The sequence below is a fragment of the Sphingobium salicis subsp. salicis genome, from assembly GCF_049472635.1.
GTDB lineage: Bacteria > Pseudomonadota > Alphaproteobacteria > Sphingomonadales > Sphingomonadaceae > Sphingobium > Sphingobium yanoikuyae_A.
On record NZ_JAYRCS010000001.1, the window covers coordinates 1,689,423 to 1,704,938 of the forward strand.

Genomic DNA, 15,516 nt, shown 5'->3' on the forward strand with positions numbered 1-15,516 from the left:
GCTGCACAAGCGAAACATAATCGCCACCCTGGTCGTTGAGCCATCATGCTCAAGACCATCATGGTGGCCACGCGGGATCGCGCACGACTGGCCGAGATTACCAGCGTCGCGACCCGCTTCGGCCTCGACATGCTGCTCGCCCGGCTGGGACTGGCGAAAGGCGATGACAGCGCCGCCGCCGATCCGCCCGACCTGCCCCGCCGCACCCGGCAGGCGATGGAGGCGCTCGGCCCGACCTATGTGAAGCTCGGCCAGATCCTCGCCACGCGGCAGGATCTGCTGCCCGAAGCGTGGATCGCCGAATTCGGCAAGCTGCACAGCGACGCGCCCACCTTGCCCTTCGACCAGCTTCGCCCGCGCCTCGAAGCGGTGCTGGGCGAACCGGTCGAGACCGCCTTTGCCCGCTTCGATACGGCCCCGCTCGCAGCCGCCTCCATGGCACAGGTCCATCGCGCCACGCTGACCGACGGGCAGGAGGTGGTGGTCAAGATCCGCCGGCCGGGCATCCGCAAGGCGATGGAGGCGGACCTGCGCCTCATCACCCATCTGGCCGGCATCGTCGAGGCCAGCAGCCGCGAGGAGCGCCGTTTCCAGCCGCAGGCACTGGTGCAGCAATTGCTCGACACCGTGCTGGAGGAACTGGATTTCACCCAGGAAGGTCGCAATGCCGACCGGCTGCGCGAAGACCTGGGCGACAACCCGGCCGTGGTCATCCCGGCGATCCACTGGACCTATTGCGCGGAAACCGTGCTGATGATGGACTATATCGACGGGGTGCCGCCGCGCGACGGCGAAAGCCTGCGCGCCGCCGGCATCGATCCGGCCGCGATCGCCGACCTCGGTGCCGCGCTGGTGCTCGACATGGTGCTGGTCCATGGCCGTTTCCATGGCGATCCCCATCCCGGCAACCTGCTCTGCCTGCCCGGCGACCGGCTCGCCTTGCTCGACCTTGGCCTGATCGGCCATGTCAGCGCGCGGCGGCGGCAGGAATTCCTGTCCTTCATCCTCTCGCTGCGCTCCGGCGACGCGCGTACCCTGGCCGACACGCTGATTGCCTGGTCAAAGGCCAGCGCGCCCGATCCCGGCCGGGTGCTGGACGCCGCCGAGCAACTGGTCGCGCGCCATGGCAGCGGCCCGCTGGTCCTCACCCGCATGGTCGCCGACTTCTTTCCGCTGCTGCGCAAGGAGGGGCTGGTGCTGCCGCCCGACCTCGCCCTCATCTTCAAGGCGCTGATCACCATGGACGGGGTTCTGGGCGCGATCCGGCCCGGCTTCGACCTGTCGCAGGCCCTGCAGAAGGCCCGCGGTCGGCTGGTGATGAACCAGGTCGCGGCAGCCCATGCCCCGGAAAAGACCGTCGCGCTGCTGCTCGAACTCTCGCGCATCGCCGACGACGCCCCCCGCCTGCTGCGCGCGCTGACGCGCCGACTGGAAGCAGACACGACGCCCGCCACCCCGTCCCCATCGGACCAAGGAAGCAAATGGATCGCCGCCGCCGTCCTGGCTGCCGGCGCCCTGATCGCTGCCGCCCACTATTTCGGCTAGGCTGTCACCTGTTCCGGTCCGCGCAGCAACGAAGCCGGCGATAAACTGGTCAGCCGATCAGTTCGTCGACGCTTCATTCTCGGCGATTATCGACAAGCCAAAGTCCCGCGACCGCTGCACCAGCGTGCGGACCGTGTCCGGCCCGTCATAGCCTTCATAGGTCGCGACGAGGATCGCCTTGCCCGCCGCCGTCGTCAGACAGCCGCCAACGCCGATCGCCACCTGCGTCTGCTGCGTCTGCTGGGTCTGCATCGTCATCGATCCGCCGATGATGGCGCAGCTATCGTCCATTCCCATCGGCACCACCTTGCCGCTGGTCTGGGTCTTGGCGCCGAACAGCGTCTCCATCCCCTTGTCGATGGCCACATTGGTATCGTCCTTGTCCAGAAACGCCTTGAACGCCGGCGTGTCGAACTCCGCTTCCATTAGCTTCAGGAACTGGTCCCGCTCCAGCGTCGCCATCAGTGCCGCGACCGGCGCCTTGACAAGGATATAGCGATCCAGCTTCGTCAACGTCGCCTCTCAGGCAAAGAGGGTCAGGACCGTGACATTCTGCGTGTCCATGGTCGCCATCATCTGCGCCAGCGACGCCATCTGCCCCTTGGGCGGGCAATAGCCCTCCGGCACGGTCCAGTGCAGTTCCTGGTCGCCGACCTGAAAGCGCACGACATCCGGTTCGGCGGCCAGCGCGGGGCTGGCCGCCGACAGAAGCAGGGCGACGATGGCGCAGGCCCGCGCCGCCATGGCGCCGATCATGCCTTGGCGGTCTCCGCCTTCTTCTTGGCCGGGGCCTTCTTGGCGGCGGGCTTCTTCTCGCCCGCTTCCTTCTTTGCCGCCGGCTTCTTGGCGGCCGCCTTCTTCGCCGGCGCCTTCTTGCCCTTCTTGGCCGGGGCCGCCGCTGCGCGCGCGTCGATCAGCTGGGCCGCTTCCTCCAGGGTCAGCGCATCCTGCTCGATCGTCTTGGGCAGGGTCGCGTTGGTGGTGCCGTCGGTGACATAGGGGCCATAGCGGCCCGCCATCAGCTTGATCTCCGCTTCGGTGCGCGGATGCTTGCCCAGCACCTTCAAGGGCTCGCGCGACGATCCGCCACGCCCGCCCTTGTTCGCCGCATCGGCGAGCTTGGCGACGGCCATGTTCATGCCCACCTCGAAAATCTCGGCGGTCGAGGACAGGCGGCCATATTTGCCGTCATGCAGCAGATAGGGACCGAAGCGGCCGATATTGGCAACGATCGGCAGCCCGGTTTCCGGGTGCAGGCCGACCTCGCGCGGCAAGCTCAGCAGCTTGATCGCCCAATCGAGCGTCATCTCACCATCGGGCAGATCCTTGGGGATCGATCCGCGCTTGGCTTCCTTGCCCTCGCCCATTTCGATATAAGGGCCGAAACGGCCGGACTTCTTGACGATGTCCTGCCCGGTTTCGGGGTGCTGGCCCAGGATTTCGGGGCCGGTATCGGCGCCATCGCTGCCGCCGGGCTGGCCGAACTTGCGGGTATATTTGCACTCGGGATAGTTGGAGCAGGCGATGAACGCACCGAAGCGGCCACCGCGCAGCGACAGCTGGCCATCGGCGCAGAGCGGGCAGGCGCGCGGATTGCTGCCGTCCGCCTTGGGCGGGAACAGCATCGGCTCCAGGAACTTGTCCAGCTCCGCCGTGATGTCGGACGGCTTCTGCTCCATGATCTCGGCGGTCTTGGGCTTGAAGTCCTTCCAGAAGGCTTCGAGCACTTCCTGCCACTGGGCGCGGCCGCCGGAAATCTCGTCCAGCTCGTCCTCAAGACCCGCGGTGAAGTCATAGGAAACATAGCGTTCGAAGAAGCGCTCCAGGAAGGCCGTCACCAGACGCCCGCTCTCCTCGGCAAAGAAGCGGTTCTTCTCGACGCGGACATAGTCGCGGTCCTTCAGAACCTGCAGCGTCGAGGCATAGGTCGACGGGCGACCGATGCCCAGCTCTTCCAATTTCTTGACCAGCGACGCTTCCGAAAAGCGCGGCGGCGGCTGGGTGAAATGCTGTTCGGCGCTCACCTCCTTCTTGGCCGGCGCATCGCCTTCGCTCAGGCGCGGCAGCAGCTTGCTGTCGTCATCCTCGGCGTCGTCGCGACCTTCTTCGTAAAGGGCGAGGAAACCGGGGAAGATCACCACCTGGCCGGTGGCGCGCAGCGTGTGGCTGCCGCTGCCGTCCACCATGTCGATGGTGGTGCGCTCCAGCCGGGCCGAGGCCATCTGGCTCGCCAGCGCGCGCTTGAAGATCAGGTCGTAGAGGCGCGCATGATCGCCGCCGCCGACCTTGTCGCGATGGAATTCGGTCGGGCGGATGGCCTCGTGCGCTTCCTGCGCATTCTTGGCCTTGGTCTGATATTGGCGTGGCTTTTCGGGCAGATAGCCGCCGTCATAGCGTTCCGCGATCGCCTTGCGCGCGGCCGAGATGGCGCTGCCGTCCATCTGCACGCCGTCGGTACGCATATAGGTGATCGCGCCATCCTCGTAGAGCTGCTGCGCGATCCGCATCGTGTGGCTGGCCGAAAAGCCCAGCTTGCGTGCGGCTTCCTGCTGCAGGGTCGAGGTGGTGAAGGGCGGCGGCGGATTGCGGGTGAGCGGCTTGGTCTCGACCTTGTCGACGGTGAAGCGGCCGGCCTCCACGTCCGCCTTGGCGGCCATGGCGTCGCCTTCCTTGCCGATGGTCAGGCGGTCGATCTTCTCGCCCTTCCAGCGGACCAGGCGCGCGGTGAAGCCCTGCCCGCCCTGCTCCATCTCGGCCGCGATCGACCAATATTCTTGGGGGCTGAAGCTTTCGATCTCGCGCTCGCGCTCCACCACCAGACGCAGCGCGACCGACTGGACGCGGCCAGCCGACTTGGCGCCGGGCAGCTTGCGCCATAGCACCGGCGACAGGGTGAAGCCCACCAGATAGTCGAGCGCCCGGCGCGCGCGATAGGCGTCGATCAGATCCTCGTCCAGCGCGCGCGGCTTGGCCATCGCGTCCAGCACCGCCGCCTTGGTGATGGCGTTGAACGTCACCCGGTCGACCGTCTGCGGCAGCGCCTTCTTGGCGCGCAACACTTCCTGCACATGCCAGCTGATCGCTTCCCCTTCGCGATCAGGGTCAGTCGCCAAGATCAATCGCGTGGCCTTCTTCGCTTCGTCGGCGATGGCCTTGAGCTGCTTGCCCTTGTCGCCATAATTCTCCCACGACATGGCAAAGCCATTGTCCGGGTCTACCGATCCGTCCTTGGGCGGCAGGTCGCGGATATGGCCGTAGCTGGCCAGGACATGGAAATCCCCGCCCAGATATTTCTCGATGGTCTTCGCCTTGGCCGGCGATTCGACAATGACAAGTTGCATGTGGGTCCAGTAGCTGCTTACGCGTGTGTGTGTAAGGTGGGGAGCAAACACGTAGCGCGTCAAGCCAATCTGACGACTGGCTCCGTCAACGAATCACCCCCATGACATTTTCGTTCCTAGCGGAGCCACGAATGATGAGGCGGAATTTTTTGGCAGCGCTCATTGCCGGAGCGGCTGCGATCCTGGGCGGAAAGGCACAGAAAGGGCGCGCGACAACCGGCCAGCTTGGCGGCGACGCGCAGGATAGTTCGTCAACGGAACTGGTAGAGATGCGGCAGAAACTGCGCGCCGCCCTTCCCTATGAATGCGTCACCGTTGCGGGGGGTGACGCGCTCTCCGAATGGAAACGCCTCCACGATCTCGGCCAAGGCTGGCCAGTCATCATCGGCGATGACGAAGCGCTGGATCGCATCGCGGAGCAATATAGCCTGGATGATCCGGCCATGCTCCCGCCATCGGCACACCCCTCTGCGTCATTGCCCAAAACAGCGGCCGAAATCATTGTTGCGGCGGACGGCGTCAATGTCCCGGCCGCGCTCAGGCAGTTCTGGCAAGATGAATATGGGGACGATGAGGAAGCGGATGCCATGCCTGCAGAAGGTTCATGGCCGAGTTCGACATCCAATGCGCAGCCTGGCTTCACCATCGCCAGCGATGTGTTGACGGGCAAGGCTTTCCCACGCGTTCACATCCTCATCATTCCTACCCCCCATTCCTATGAAGTCCCCGCCTATCTGCGATGGGGCAACTGGAATGCCTGCCCGTCTCCGGAAATCCATGTCGCAGCCCTGCGATACTGGCATCACCGCTATGGCGCGGAGTTGATCGGGCTAAACGGCGACACCATCAATATGCGGGCATCCCGCCGACCCAGCACGAAGGCGGAGGCTCTCAACCTTGCTCGCGATCAGTTCTACTATTGCGCAGATATCGTCTATCAGGGCACCGAAACGCTGGCGCCATTGGCCGCTGGTCTAATGGATTCCGATTGGTGGTTCTTCTGGTGGGATTGATCACATCCGGGGAGTAATCGTTTACCGCAAGCTGACCCGTCCGCCCGCCTGCCGTTCCAGCCCGCCCGCCAGTTCCAGTTCCAGCAGCACCGTCTGCACGATAGCGGGCGACAGGCCGGACAGGCGGATGATCTCGTCCACCGCCACCGCGACCGGCCCCAGCAGCGCGATCACTGCCGCGCGATCGGCATCGGCGACATCGCTCGACACCGGCTGGCCGATAAAGTCGAAACTGCCCTGCCGCACCATGCGGGGATCAAGCCCGCCGACCGCCTCCAAAATGTCGTCAGCATTCTGCACCAATGTCGCACCCTCGCGGATCAGCAGGTTGCAGCCCTGAGCGCGCGGGTCGAGCGGCGATCCCGGCACCGCCATCACCTCGCGCCCCGCCTCGGTCGCCAGCCTTGCGGTGATCAGCGATCCGGACTTGGGTGCCGCCTCCACCACGACCGTGCCCAGCGCGAGGCCGGCGATGATCCGGTTGCGCGCCGGGAAATGCCGGGCGAGCGGCTGGGTGCCGGGCGGATGCTCGGTCACCAGCAGGCCGCGCTGCGCCACATCCTCCTGCAAGGCGGCATTTTCGGGTGGGAAGCCGATGTCGATGCCGCTCGCGATCACGCCGATCGTGCCGCTGTCGATCGACCCGCGATGCGCTTCGGTATCGATGCCGCGGGCCAGGCCGGACACGACCACCGCACCGCGATCGCCCAGTTGCTGCGCCAATATCCGGGCAAAGCGGCAGGCGGCGGCCGACGCGTTGCGCGCGCCGACCATGGCAATGCAGGGCCGCGCCGTGATCGCGGCATCGCCGCGCACGATCAGCGCCGGCGGCGCGCCCTCCATCTCGGCCAGCAGCGCGGGATAGTCGGCATCCCCCATCAGCAGATAGCGGGCGCCGGCTGCACGGGTGGCGGAAATCTCCCGCTCGATCGCGGCAGCATCGGCCACCCGCGCCTCGCCCCCACCGCGCGCGGCAAGCATGGGAATGGCGCGCAGCGCCTCGGCCGCGCTGCCGAAGCGCGCGAGCAACTGGCGGTAGCTAACGGGGCCGATCCGGGGGGATCGGATCAGGCGGAGACGGTCGAACCGCTCCTGCCCGCTCACTCGGTGGCGGCTTTCTGCTTGGAACTGCCGACCTTGGGCTCCTCACCCTTCAGCAGCCGGGCAATATTGGCGCGGTGCCGCCACAGCACGATCAGCGCGAGCGCCAGGCTGACCGGCACCAGATCGATCCGGCCAAAGGCAAACATGGCGATCGGTGCGCTGACCGCGGCCGACATGCCGCCGACCGACGACCATTTGGTGCCGAACAGCGCGCCTAGCCACACGACCGCAAAGACGATGCCGGCCGGCCAGTACATGGCCGTCACCACACCCATCATCGTCGCCACGCCCTTGCCGCCGGCAAAGCGCAGCCAGACGGGGTAGCAATGGCCGATGAACGCCATAGCGCCCGCCATCGGCCCGCCACCATCCACCAGCGCCGCGCCGATCAGCACCGCCGCCGCCCCCTTGAGCAGGTCGAGCAGCAAGGTCGCCGCCGCCAGCCCCTTGCGCCCGGTGCGCAGCACATTGGTCGCGCCGATATTGCCCGAGCCGATCTGGCGCAGGTCGCCAGCGCCAGTGAAGCGCGTCAGCAGCAGGCCAAAGGGGATCGAGCCGAGCAGATAGCCCAGCACCAGGACAGAAGCGGGAAGCAGCCAGGGAGGTGTCATGAAATTCGCCGATAAAGCGTTTTCAAAGCAGGTGGAACAACTGCTGGCTCGGAAAACGCGGTACATCAAAAGACCAGAACAGGACAGCCGATGCAATCGGCCGGCCTGTTCTGATTGTTGCGCGCGACCATAGCGTGACAGTCGCGCGGGGCAATGGGCAGTATCGGTTTACCGCACCCGCGCGGGATTGCCGACCACGGTTGCACCGGCCGGCACGTCGCGCGTCACCACGCTGCCCGCACCGATCAGCGCATCGTCGCCGATCGTCACGCCGGGCAGGATGATCGCGCCACCACCGATCCACACATTGCGACCGATATTGATCGGCACGCCCCATTCGATGCCGGTGGCGCGCTCGGCCGGATCGCGCGGATGGTCGGCGGTCAATATCTGCACCCCGGTGCCGATCTGCGTGCCGTCGCCGATCGTCACCGGCACCACGTCCAGGATGACGCAGTTGAAGTTCAGGAACACGCCCGCGCCCAGGAAGATGTTGAAGCCATAGTCGCAGTGGAAGGGCGGCCGGATCGTCGATCCCGCCCCCAGCGCGCCCAGCCGCTCGCGCAGCAGCGCCTCGCGCTCGGGCGGCAGGGTCGCGTTGAAACGCTGCATCCACGCCGCTGCGGCCAGCTGGTCCGCGATGATTTCCGGGTCGCTCGCATGATAGGGCTCACCCGCGATCATCTTCTGCTTCATGCTGGGCTGGGTCATCCTGTTCTCCTTCGATCGGCCCGCGAGGTGGCAGCGACCGGCCCGCTTTGCAAGCACCGGACGTTGACACTCACGCCCCATGTCGCGACACAGGCGCGCATGACGGTCGCACCAGACGCTCCCATCCTTTTCTTCGATTCCGGCGTGGGGGGCCTGTCCATCCTGGCCCCGGCCCGCGCCGCCTTGCCGAACGCCCCGGTCGTCTATGCGGCCGACAGCGCCGGCTTCCCTTACGGCACCAAGAGCGAGGCGGAGATCGCCGCGCGCGTGCCCACCCTGCTCGGCCGGCTGGTGGAGCGCTATCGCCCGCGCCTCGCCGTCATCGCCTGCAACACCGCCTCGACCATCGCGCTGCCGCATGTCCGCGCCGCGCTCGACATTCCGGTGGTCGGCACCGTCCCGGCGATCAAGCCGGCGGCGCTATTGTCCAAAAGCCGGGTGTTCGGCGTGCTGGGCACCAATGCCACCGTGCGCCAGCCCTATGTCGACCGACTTGCCGCCGAACATGGCGCCGACTGCACCGTGCTGCGCCATGGCAGCGCCGCGCTGGTGCAACTGGCCGAGGCGAAGCTGCGCGGCGAAACGCTCGATCCCGCCATCGCCCGCGACGCTCTGGCGGGGCTTCTCGATCAGCCGGGTGGCGATCGGATGGACATGGTCGTCCTCGCCTGCACCCATTTTCCGCTGGTGGAACAAGAACTTGCCGCCGCCGCGCCGCATCCGATGGGCTTCGTCCATGGCGGCGAAGGGATAGCCCGGCGCATCGCCTTCCTGACCGAAGGACAGCCCTGGCCGGATGCGCCCTCGCCCGGCATCGCCGTCTTCACCCGCGTCGATGACCAGGTCGAGGCGCTGCGTGACGCGCTTGCCGGCTATGGCCTTGATCGCATCGACGCGCTCTGACCCCAGGGGTAGGCCATTTGTCCAATGGCAAAGCGTTTCGATCACACTGATAGGGAATCTGCGTATCGTTGCGAGCGGTTATCGCTGGCAATGGCAGGCGCGCGCAGGTAAATGCACTCCTCAGGCAGAGGATGGCGCGACCATAGAAGAACCGGCGCGCGAGCAACGGGAAGAACGGCGTAGTGAATTACAAGCATATCTTTTCGCAGGCGATCGACCGGCTCCACAGCGAGGGCCGCTATCGCGTGTTCATCGACATCCTGCGTAACAAGGGCGCGTTCCCCAATGCCCGCTGCTTCCACGGCCATAACGGCCCGAAGCCGATCACCGTCTGGTGCTCGAACGATTATCTCGCCATGGGCCAGCATCCCAAGGTGGTCGCCGCCATGGAGGAAGCGCTCCATGATGTCGGCGCCGGATCGGGCGGCACCCGCAATATCGGCGGCAACACCCATTATCATGTCGATCTGGAGGCCGAACTCGCCGACCTGCATGGCAAGGAAGCGGCCCTGCTCTTCACCTCGGGCTATGTCTCGAACGAAGCGACGCTCTCGACCCTCGCCAAGATCCTGCCGGGCTGCATCATCTTTTCGGACGAGCTGAACCACGCCTCGATGATCGCGGGCATCCGCAATTCGGGCTGCGAAAAGCGCGTCTTCCGTCACAATGATCTCGATCATCTGCGCGAACTTCTCGCCGCCGAAGATCCCGAGGCGCCCAAGCTGATCGCCTTCGAAAGCGTCTACTCGATGGACGGCGACGTGGCGCCGATCGCGGAAATCTGCGACCTAGCCGACGAGTTCAACGCGCTCACCTATCTCGACGAAGTCCATGCCGTGGGCATGTATGGCGCGCGCGGCGGCGGCATTTCGGAGCGCGACGATGTCGCCCATCGCCTGACCATCATCGAAGGCACGCTGGGCAAGGCGTTCGGCGTGATGGGCGGCTATATCGCCGCCGACCAGATGATCGTCGACGTGATCCGCAGCTATGCGCCCGGCTTCATCTTCACCACCTCGCTCTCGCCCGTGCTGGTCGCCGGCGTGCTGGCGAGCGTGCGCCACCTGAAGGGCTCCAGCGCCGAGCGCGAGGGCCAGCAGGCATCGGCGGCCAAGCTCAAGCAACTGATGCGCGACGCGGGCCTGCCGGTGATGAACTCGGTCACCCATATCGTGCCGCTGATGGTGGGCGATCCGGTCAAGGCCAAGCGGATCAGCGATATCCTGCTCGCCGAATATGGCGCCTATGTACAGCCGATCAACTATCCCACCGTGCCGCGCGGCACGGAGCGACTACGTTTCACCCCCGGCCCGGCCCATAATGAAGAGATGATGCGCGACCTGGTGTCGGCACTGGTCGAAATCTGGGACCGGCTGGAACTCGAACTGCTGGAACGCCAGGCCGCCTGAGCGGACAGGAACGGGGTGGCCGATCACAGCGCCGCCCTGTCCTATCTGCGCAAAAGCCGCTAAGATGAGGCAGGTCGGAGCCATCCGCCCCGACGCCTGTCCCGCAACAAGATTTCCTACATTGGATATCAAATGTCACAATGTGCAGGAAATATGCGAAGTTAAGCGCGCCCTTTCCTACAAATCCAACATCATACCCGGATCAGCCCACCCCTGACTGCATAGCCGCGATAGAGCGTCCGGGCATGGGGAAAGCCTCCCATGTCCTGCGCCAGCCGGTTGATCGCGCTGCTGAGTTCGCGCCGGGGCGAGACGTGGAATCGCGCCAACCAGCCGAACAGCGCTCTTTTCCAGAGCGCTGGCAGTTCGTCCTGCTGGCCGAAATCGACGATCTCCAGCTTGCCGCCCGGCGCCACGCAGCGCGCCGCCTGGACCAGCGCCATTTCCCATTCGGGGATCATCGACAGCGCATAGCTGATGAACACGCGCTCGAAGCTCGCCCGCCCGAACAGCGCCTGCGGATCGAACCCACAGGCATCGCCCTGCGCCAGCGTCACCCGATCCGCCATACCCGCCTTGGCAACCGAGGCGCGCGCCGTGTCGAGCATCGCATCGCTGATATCGACACCGTATAGCTCTGCTTTTGGCCAGGCCTTGCCGACCGCAATCAGGTTGCGGCCGGTGCCGCAGCCAATCTCCAGCACAGCGCCGCCGGCGGGCGGATCGAGATCGGCGATCAGCCCGTCGCGGCCCAGCAGATAATATTTGCGGGTCAGGTCATAAATGTGCCGCTGGTAGCGATAGACCCCGTCCATCAGCTGCCCATGACCACTCATGCGTCGGTGCCCTTCAGCACATAGAGATGCACGCCGCCATAGATGGCCGACCGGTCCCGCGCGGTATAGTCGCGCGAGGCTTCGGCGCGATAGTCCCAATGGGCCAGCACATCGTCGGCGACCCGGCCGGGCAGGATGCTCGGTTCGCCGGCGGTGCGGAACAGCACGCGGGCGCCGGGCTTGGCCGTCCGCGTGATCTGCGCCCAGAGCGCGTTCAACTGCTCGTCATCCATCCAGTCCTGCGCATCGAGCAGGATATAGCGGTCGCACGATGCCGCCGGCTGACTGGCCAGGAAGTCGGTGAAGTTGATATGCCGGACATCGACCCGCTCTGCCCTGTCGCGCACTGCGCGATGATTGGCTGCCTGCAGATAGGGCGGCAACGGCCCTTCGCCGCCTGCATAGCCGCGACCGAACGCCTGCACGGCGAAATAATTGTCCTGAAGATCGAAGTCGCAGGCCAGTTTCTTGAGCCGCGCCTTCAGCACATTGTCCATCCGGTCGTCGCCCGCCAGCGCCTCGAACTGCGCGGGCGGGATGCCGAGGCCGAACAGCGAGGCCGGCTGGCTGGTCAGCCAGCGGACGAAGCCCTTGTCGAAGATCGGCGCCAGCTCGCGCTCGAAGATCGCCAGTTGCTCCTCGCGGCTCTGCGCGTCCAGCATCCGCTTGGGGTTCACGCCATGCAGCCGGGCGAGCAGATGGGCTGCGCCGATGAAGCGGCCAAGCAGGCCATGCCTGTAGATGCCCCGCGCAAAGCCACCGATGCGGCGGCGACCGGTCATGTCGCGCCCCTCCCAATAACGACGGGTCGCCTCATCCAGGCGCGGCGCTACGATCTCACGATAGGCCGCGATATTCGCCTTGTCGTCCGCCCGCGCGAAGAAGCGATGGAAGGCGGCATGATCGGGCAGCGTCTGCGCCGCCATCAGCTTCAGCCGGTTGAGCGCGATATGGGCGGTGTTGAGGTCGACCGCTGTGATCTTCGCGGGATCGGCGGTCAGGTAGGACAGGACATTGCAGCCGCCCGACGCGATCGTCACCACATGGCTGTCGGGCGTGATCGCCAGCGCTTCCATGTCGACCGCCGGGTCTTCCCAGATCTGGGCATAGACCAGGCCGCGGAAGGCAAAGGTGAAGGCGCGTTCCAGCAGCCCCTGCTTCGACAGATGGCGGTGACGATGCACCGCGTTGGTGACTTTCTTGTGGGCCGATGCGGCCATGGGCGCACTCCTCGCTGCCGGGTCGTTCGGTCGGCCGATAGGGCAGGCGCGTGTCGTGCGCATGACCGCTGGGTTACGCCATGATGACGCCCCTTGCGGAACCGGGACCGCCTTTCCCATCTTCTGCATCTGATGGCGCACTGGATCGAACCCCACCCCACCGGCATCTATGTCCGCCCCGCCGATGCGTGGATCGACCCGTCGCAGCCGCAGGAACGCGCACTCGTCACCCATGGCCATGCCGACCATGCGCGTGGCGGCCACGGCCATGTCTGGGCCACGCGGGAAACGCTGGCGATCATGGCGCTGCGCTATGGCACGGCCAGCGGCACGGCGGTCGGCTATGGCGAGGAGATCAGGCTGGGCGGCGTCACCATCCGCTATGTGCCCGCCGGCCATGTGCTGGGATCGGCGCAGATCATCCTCGACCATGCCGGCGAACGGGTGGTGGTGACCGGCGACTACAAGCGCCGCCCCGACCCGACCTGCCTGCCGTTTGAGCCGGTGCCTTGCGACATCTTCGTGACCGAGGCGACCTTCGGCCTGACCGTCTTCCGTCATCCCGACACCGGCAGCGAGATGGACCGGCTGCTCCATGCGCTTCACGCCAATCCCGATCGCTGCGTGCTCGTCGGCGCCTATGCGCTCGGCAAGGCGCAGCGGGTGATCTGCGAGTTGCGGGCGCGCGGCCATCATGACCCCATCTATATCCATGGCGCGCTCGAACGCATGTGCGCGCTCTACCAGGATTTCGGCGTCGATATGGGGAAGTTGCGCGGCGCGACTGGCGTGGCGGCCAAGGATATGCGCGGCGCCATCGTGCTGGCGCCGCCCTCCGCGCTCAACGATCGCTGGAGCCGCCGCCTGCCCGACCCGATTGCCGCCATGGCGTCAGGCTGGATGCGGGTGCGCCAGCGCGCCCGGCAGCGCAATGTTGAGCTGCCGTTGGTCATTTCCGACCATGCCGACTGGGATGAACTGACCGACACGATCCGCGAAGTCGCGCCGAGCGAGACCTGGATCACCCATGGCCGAGAGGAAGCCCTGCTCCACTGGTGCATGACCCACCAATATCGCGCCCGCGCACTGGCACTGGTGGGCCGCGAGGATGAGGAGGAAGGGTGATCAATATTGCATCACCACCTCCGTTCGGTTCGAGCCTGTCGAGAACCGGTGCGCATGGGTTCTCGACAGGCTCGAACCGAACGGAACAAGACGGATGAGGCAATTTTCCCAACTGCTCGACAGCCTCGTCTATACCCGCTCGCGTAACGGCAAGCTGGCGCTGATCGCCGCCTATATGCGCGAAGCCCCCGATCCCGACCGAGGTTGGGCGCTGGCCGCGCTGACCGGCAATCTCGATCTCAAGGCGGTGAAGGCCTCGGCCATCGGCGAAATGATCCGCGCTCGCACCGATCCCGTCCTGTTCGAGATGAGCCGCGATTATGTCGGCGACCTGGCCGAGACCGTGGCCCTGCTCTGGCCCCGCTCCAGCAATGAACCGGCCGAACTGGACGACGGCTCGCTCAGCCTGTCCGCCATCATCGACCGCCTCCACAATATCAGCCGCGCCGCCGCGCCGGACGCGCTGGCGCAGATGATGGACCATCTCGACGCATCGGGCCGCTTCGCCCTGCTGAAACTCGCCACCGGGGGCCTGCGCGTCGGCATCTCCGCCCGTCTCGCCAAGACCGGCTTCGCCCAGGCTTTCGGGCTCGACGTCGATGATGTCGAACAGGTCTGGCACGCCCTCGCCCCGCCCTACACGGCCCTGTTCGACTGGGCGGAGGGCCGCAGCGCCCGCCCCGACCCGGAGGGCACGCCCTATTTCCGCCCCTTCATGCTCGCCCATCCGCTCGAGGCCGACAGCGTCGACCTCGCCGACTATGCCGCCGAATGGAAATGGGACGGCATCCGTATCCAGATCGTCGGCACCGGCCGCGAAACCCGACTCTACAGTCGCGCGGGCGATGACATCACGGGCAGCTTCCCCGAAATCGCGCAGGCCTTCACCGGCCATGCCGTGCTGGACGGCGAATTGCTGGTGAAGGGGGAGTTTCAGGGCGGCGAGGCGGCGAGCTTCAACGCCCTGCAACAGCGTCTCGGCCGCAAGGCGGTGAGCGCGAAGATGATGGCCGACTATCCCGCCTTCGTCCGCCTCTACGACCTGCTGATCGAAGGCGACGACGATCTGCGCGCCCTGCCCTGGACCGACCGCCGCGCGCGCCTCGAAGCCTATATGGCGCAGCTATCGCCTGACCGTTTCGACCTGTCTGCCGTGATCGACGCGCCCGATTTCGCGGCGCTGGCCGACATCCGCGCCGGCGCCCGCGATGCCGCGATCGAGGGGGTGATGCTCAAGCGCCGTGACAGCCCTTATGTCGCCGGGCGCAAGGCGGCACTCTGGTACAAATGGAAGCGCGATCCGCTGACCGCCGACTGCGTGATGATGTACGCCCAGCGCGGCCATGGCAAACGCTCCTCCTTCTATTCGGATTATACATTCGGCTGCTGGACGGGCGATCCGGAAAATGGGGGCGAATTGCTGCCGGTCGGCAAGGCCTATAGCGGGTTCACCGACGAGGAACTCAAATGGCTCGACCGCTTTGTCCGGGGCAATACTGTGAACCGCTTCGGCCCGGTCCGCGAGGTCGAGAAGACGCTGGTGCTGGAAGTCGCGTTCGACTCCATCCATGACAGCAAGCGCCACAAGTCCGGCCTCGCCATGCGCTTCCCCCGCGTCGCCCGCATCCGCAAGGACAAGCCGGCAGCCGAGGCGGACACGGTCGAGGGATTGAAGCGTCTGGTCAGTTGAAGCATAAG

Annotated in this window: 14 protein-coding genes; 6 read left to right on the top strand and 8 right to left on the bottom strand. The window is 66.0% G+C overall.

Going from position 1 to position 15,516, the window contains the following annotated elements; genetic code table 11:
* Positions 1 to 45 precede the first annotated feature (45 nt).
* Positions 46 to 1,545 (top strand): ABC1 kinase family protein, encoded by a 1,500-nt coding sequence (locus VHN57_RS07950; protein WP_278988020.1) that lies wholly within the window; start codon positions 46 to 48, stop codon positions 1,543 to 1,545.
* 57 nt (positions 1,546 to 1,602) lie between these two features.
* On the opposite strand, the gene VHN57_RS07955 is transcribed toward VHN57_RS07950, so the two are convergent.
* Genes VHN57_RS07955 through topA form a run of 3 tightly spaced genes read right to left on the bottom strand, consistent with a single transcriptional unit; the run spans position 1,603 to position 4,886 of the window.
* The gene (locus VHN57_RS07955) at positions 1,603 to 2,058 is read right to left on the bottom strand and encodes a hypothetical protein (RefSeq protein ID WP_278988019.1); all 456 of its coding nucleotides are present in this window, start codon (positions 2,056 to 2,058) and stop codon (positions 1,603 to 1,605) included.
* Positions 2,059 to 2,067: 9 nt separating this feature from the next.
* A complete protein-coding gene (locus VHN57_RS07960) occupies positions 2,068 to 2,301 on the bottom strand; it encodes a hypothetical protein (RefSeq protein WP_423283423.1) in 234 nt (77 codons plus the stop codon).
* On the bottom strand, positions 2,298 to 4,886 hold the full coding sequence (topA, locus tag VHN57_RS07965) for a type I DNA topoisomerase (RefSeq protein WP_423283425.1): 2,589 nt from the start codon (positions 4,884 to 4,886) through the stop codon (positions 2,298 to 2,300). The genes VHN57_RS07960 and topA overlap by 4 nt, the downstream gene beginning before the upstream one ends.
* 149 nt (positions 4,887 to 5,035) lie before the next feature.
* On the opposite strand from topA, the gene VHN57_RS07970 reads away from it, so the two are divergent.
* Positions 5,036 to 5,899: a DUF4253 domain-containing protein gene (locus VHN57_RS07970; RefSeq protein ID WP_423283427.1), complete on the top strand. Its 864-nt coding sequence runs from the start codon at positions 5,036 to 5,038 to the stop codon at positions 5,897 to 5,899.
* Positions 5,900 to 5,920: 21 nt separating this feature from the next.
* Here the strand turns inward: VHN57_RS07970 and dprA are convergent, their stop codons facing one another.
* The 3 genes from dprA to VHN57_RS07985 all read right to left on the bottom strand — a co-directional run bounded on the left by dprA (position 5,921) and on the right by VHN57_RS07985 (position 8,325).
* Complete coding sequence (gene dprA, locus VHN57_RS07975; protein WP_037519867.1) at positions 5,921 to 7,003, bottom strand: DNA-processing protein DprA; 1,083 nt, start codon at positions 7,001 to 7,003, stop codon at positions 5,921 to 5,923.
* Positions 7,000 to 7,614 carry a glycerol-3-phosphate 1-O-acyltransferase PlsY gene (plsY, locus tag VHN57_RS07980; protein WP_278985237.1) on the bottom strand — a complete coding sequence of 205 codons (615 nt, stop codon included), beginning with the start codon at positions 7,612 to 7,614 and terminating at the stop codon, positions 7,000 to 7,002. The genes dprA and plsY overlap by 4 nt, the downstream gene beginning before the upstream one ends.
* 168 nt (positions 7,615 to 7,782) lie before the next feature.
* Entirely contained in the window at positions 7,783 to 8,325 is a 543-nt protein-coding gene (locus tag VHN57_RS07985) for a sugar O-acetyltransferase (protein WP_048937137.1), read from the bottom strand.
* Between the two features lie 99 nt (positions 8,326 to 8,424).
* On the opposite strand from VHN57_RS07985, the gene murI reads away from it, so the two are divergent.
* A complete protein-coding gene (gene murI / locus VHN57_RS07990) occupies positions 8,425 to 9,228 on the top strand; it encodes a glutamate racemase (protein ID WP_278985238.1) in 804 nt (267 codons plus the stop codon).
* 182 nt (positions 9,229 to 9,410) lie between these two features.
* Positions 9,411 to 10,637 carry a 5-aminolevulinate synthase gene (gene hemA / locus VHN57_RS07995; protein WP_010337893.1) on the top strand — a complete coding sequence of 409 codons (1,227 nt, stop codon included), beginning with the start codon at positions 9,411 to 9,413 and terminating at the stop codon, positions 10,635 to 10,637.
* A gap of 191 nt (positions 10,638 to 10,828) precedes the next feature.
* On the opposite strand, the gene VHN57_RS08000 is transcribed toward hemA, so the two are convergent.
* Positions 10,829 to 11,473 (bottom strand): class I SAM-dependent methyltransferase, encoded by a 645-nt coding sequence (locus tag VHN57_RS08000; RefSeq protein ID WP_278985240.1) that lies wholly within the window; start codon positions 11,471 to 11,473, stop codon positions 10,829 to 10,831.
* Positions 11,470 to 12,693, bottom strand: a complete 1,224-nt coding sequence (locus VHN57_RS08005) for a BtaA family protein (RefSeq protein WP_278985242.1) — start codon at positions 12,691 to 12,693, stop codon at positions 11,470 to 11,472. Before VHN57_RS08005 ends, VHN57_RS08000 begins: the two co-directional genes overlap by 4 nt.
* Before the next feature lie 132 nt (positions 12,694 to 12,825).
* On the opposite strand from VHN57_RS08005, the gene VHN57_RS08010 reads away from it, so the two are divergent.
* Together VHN57_RS08010 and VHN57_RS08015 are read left to right on the top strand one after the other, a co-directional pair.
* Complete coding sequence (locus tag VHN57_RS08010; RefSeq protein ID WP_423285996.1) at positions 12,826 to 13,818, top strand: ligase-associated DNA damage response exonuclease; 993 nt, start codon at positions 12,826 to 12,828, stop codon at positions 13,816 to 13,818.
* Positions 13,819 to 13,912: 94 nt separating this feature from the next.
* Positions 13,913 to 15,508 carry a cisplatin damage response ATP-dependent DNA ligase gene (locus VHN57_RS08015; RefSeq protein WP_278985244.1) on the top strand — a complete coding sequence of 532 codons (1,596 nt, stop codon included), beginning with the start codon at positions 13,913 to 13,915 and terminating at the stop codon, positions 15,506 to 15,508.
* The last annotated feature ends 8 nt before the right edge of the window (positions 15,509 to 15,516 follow it).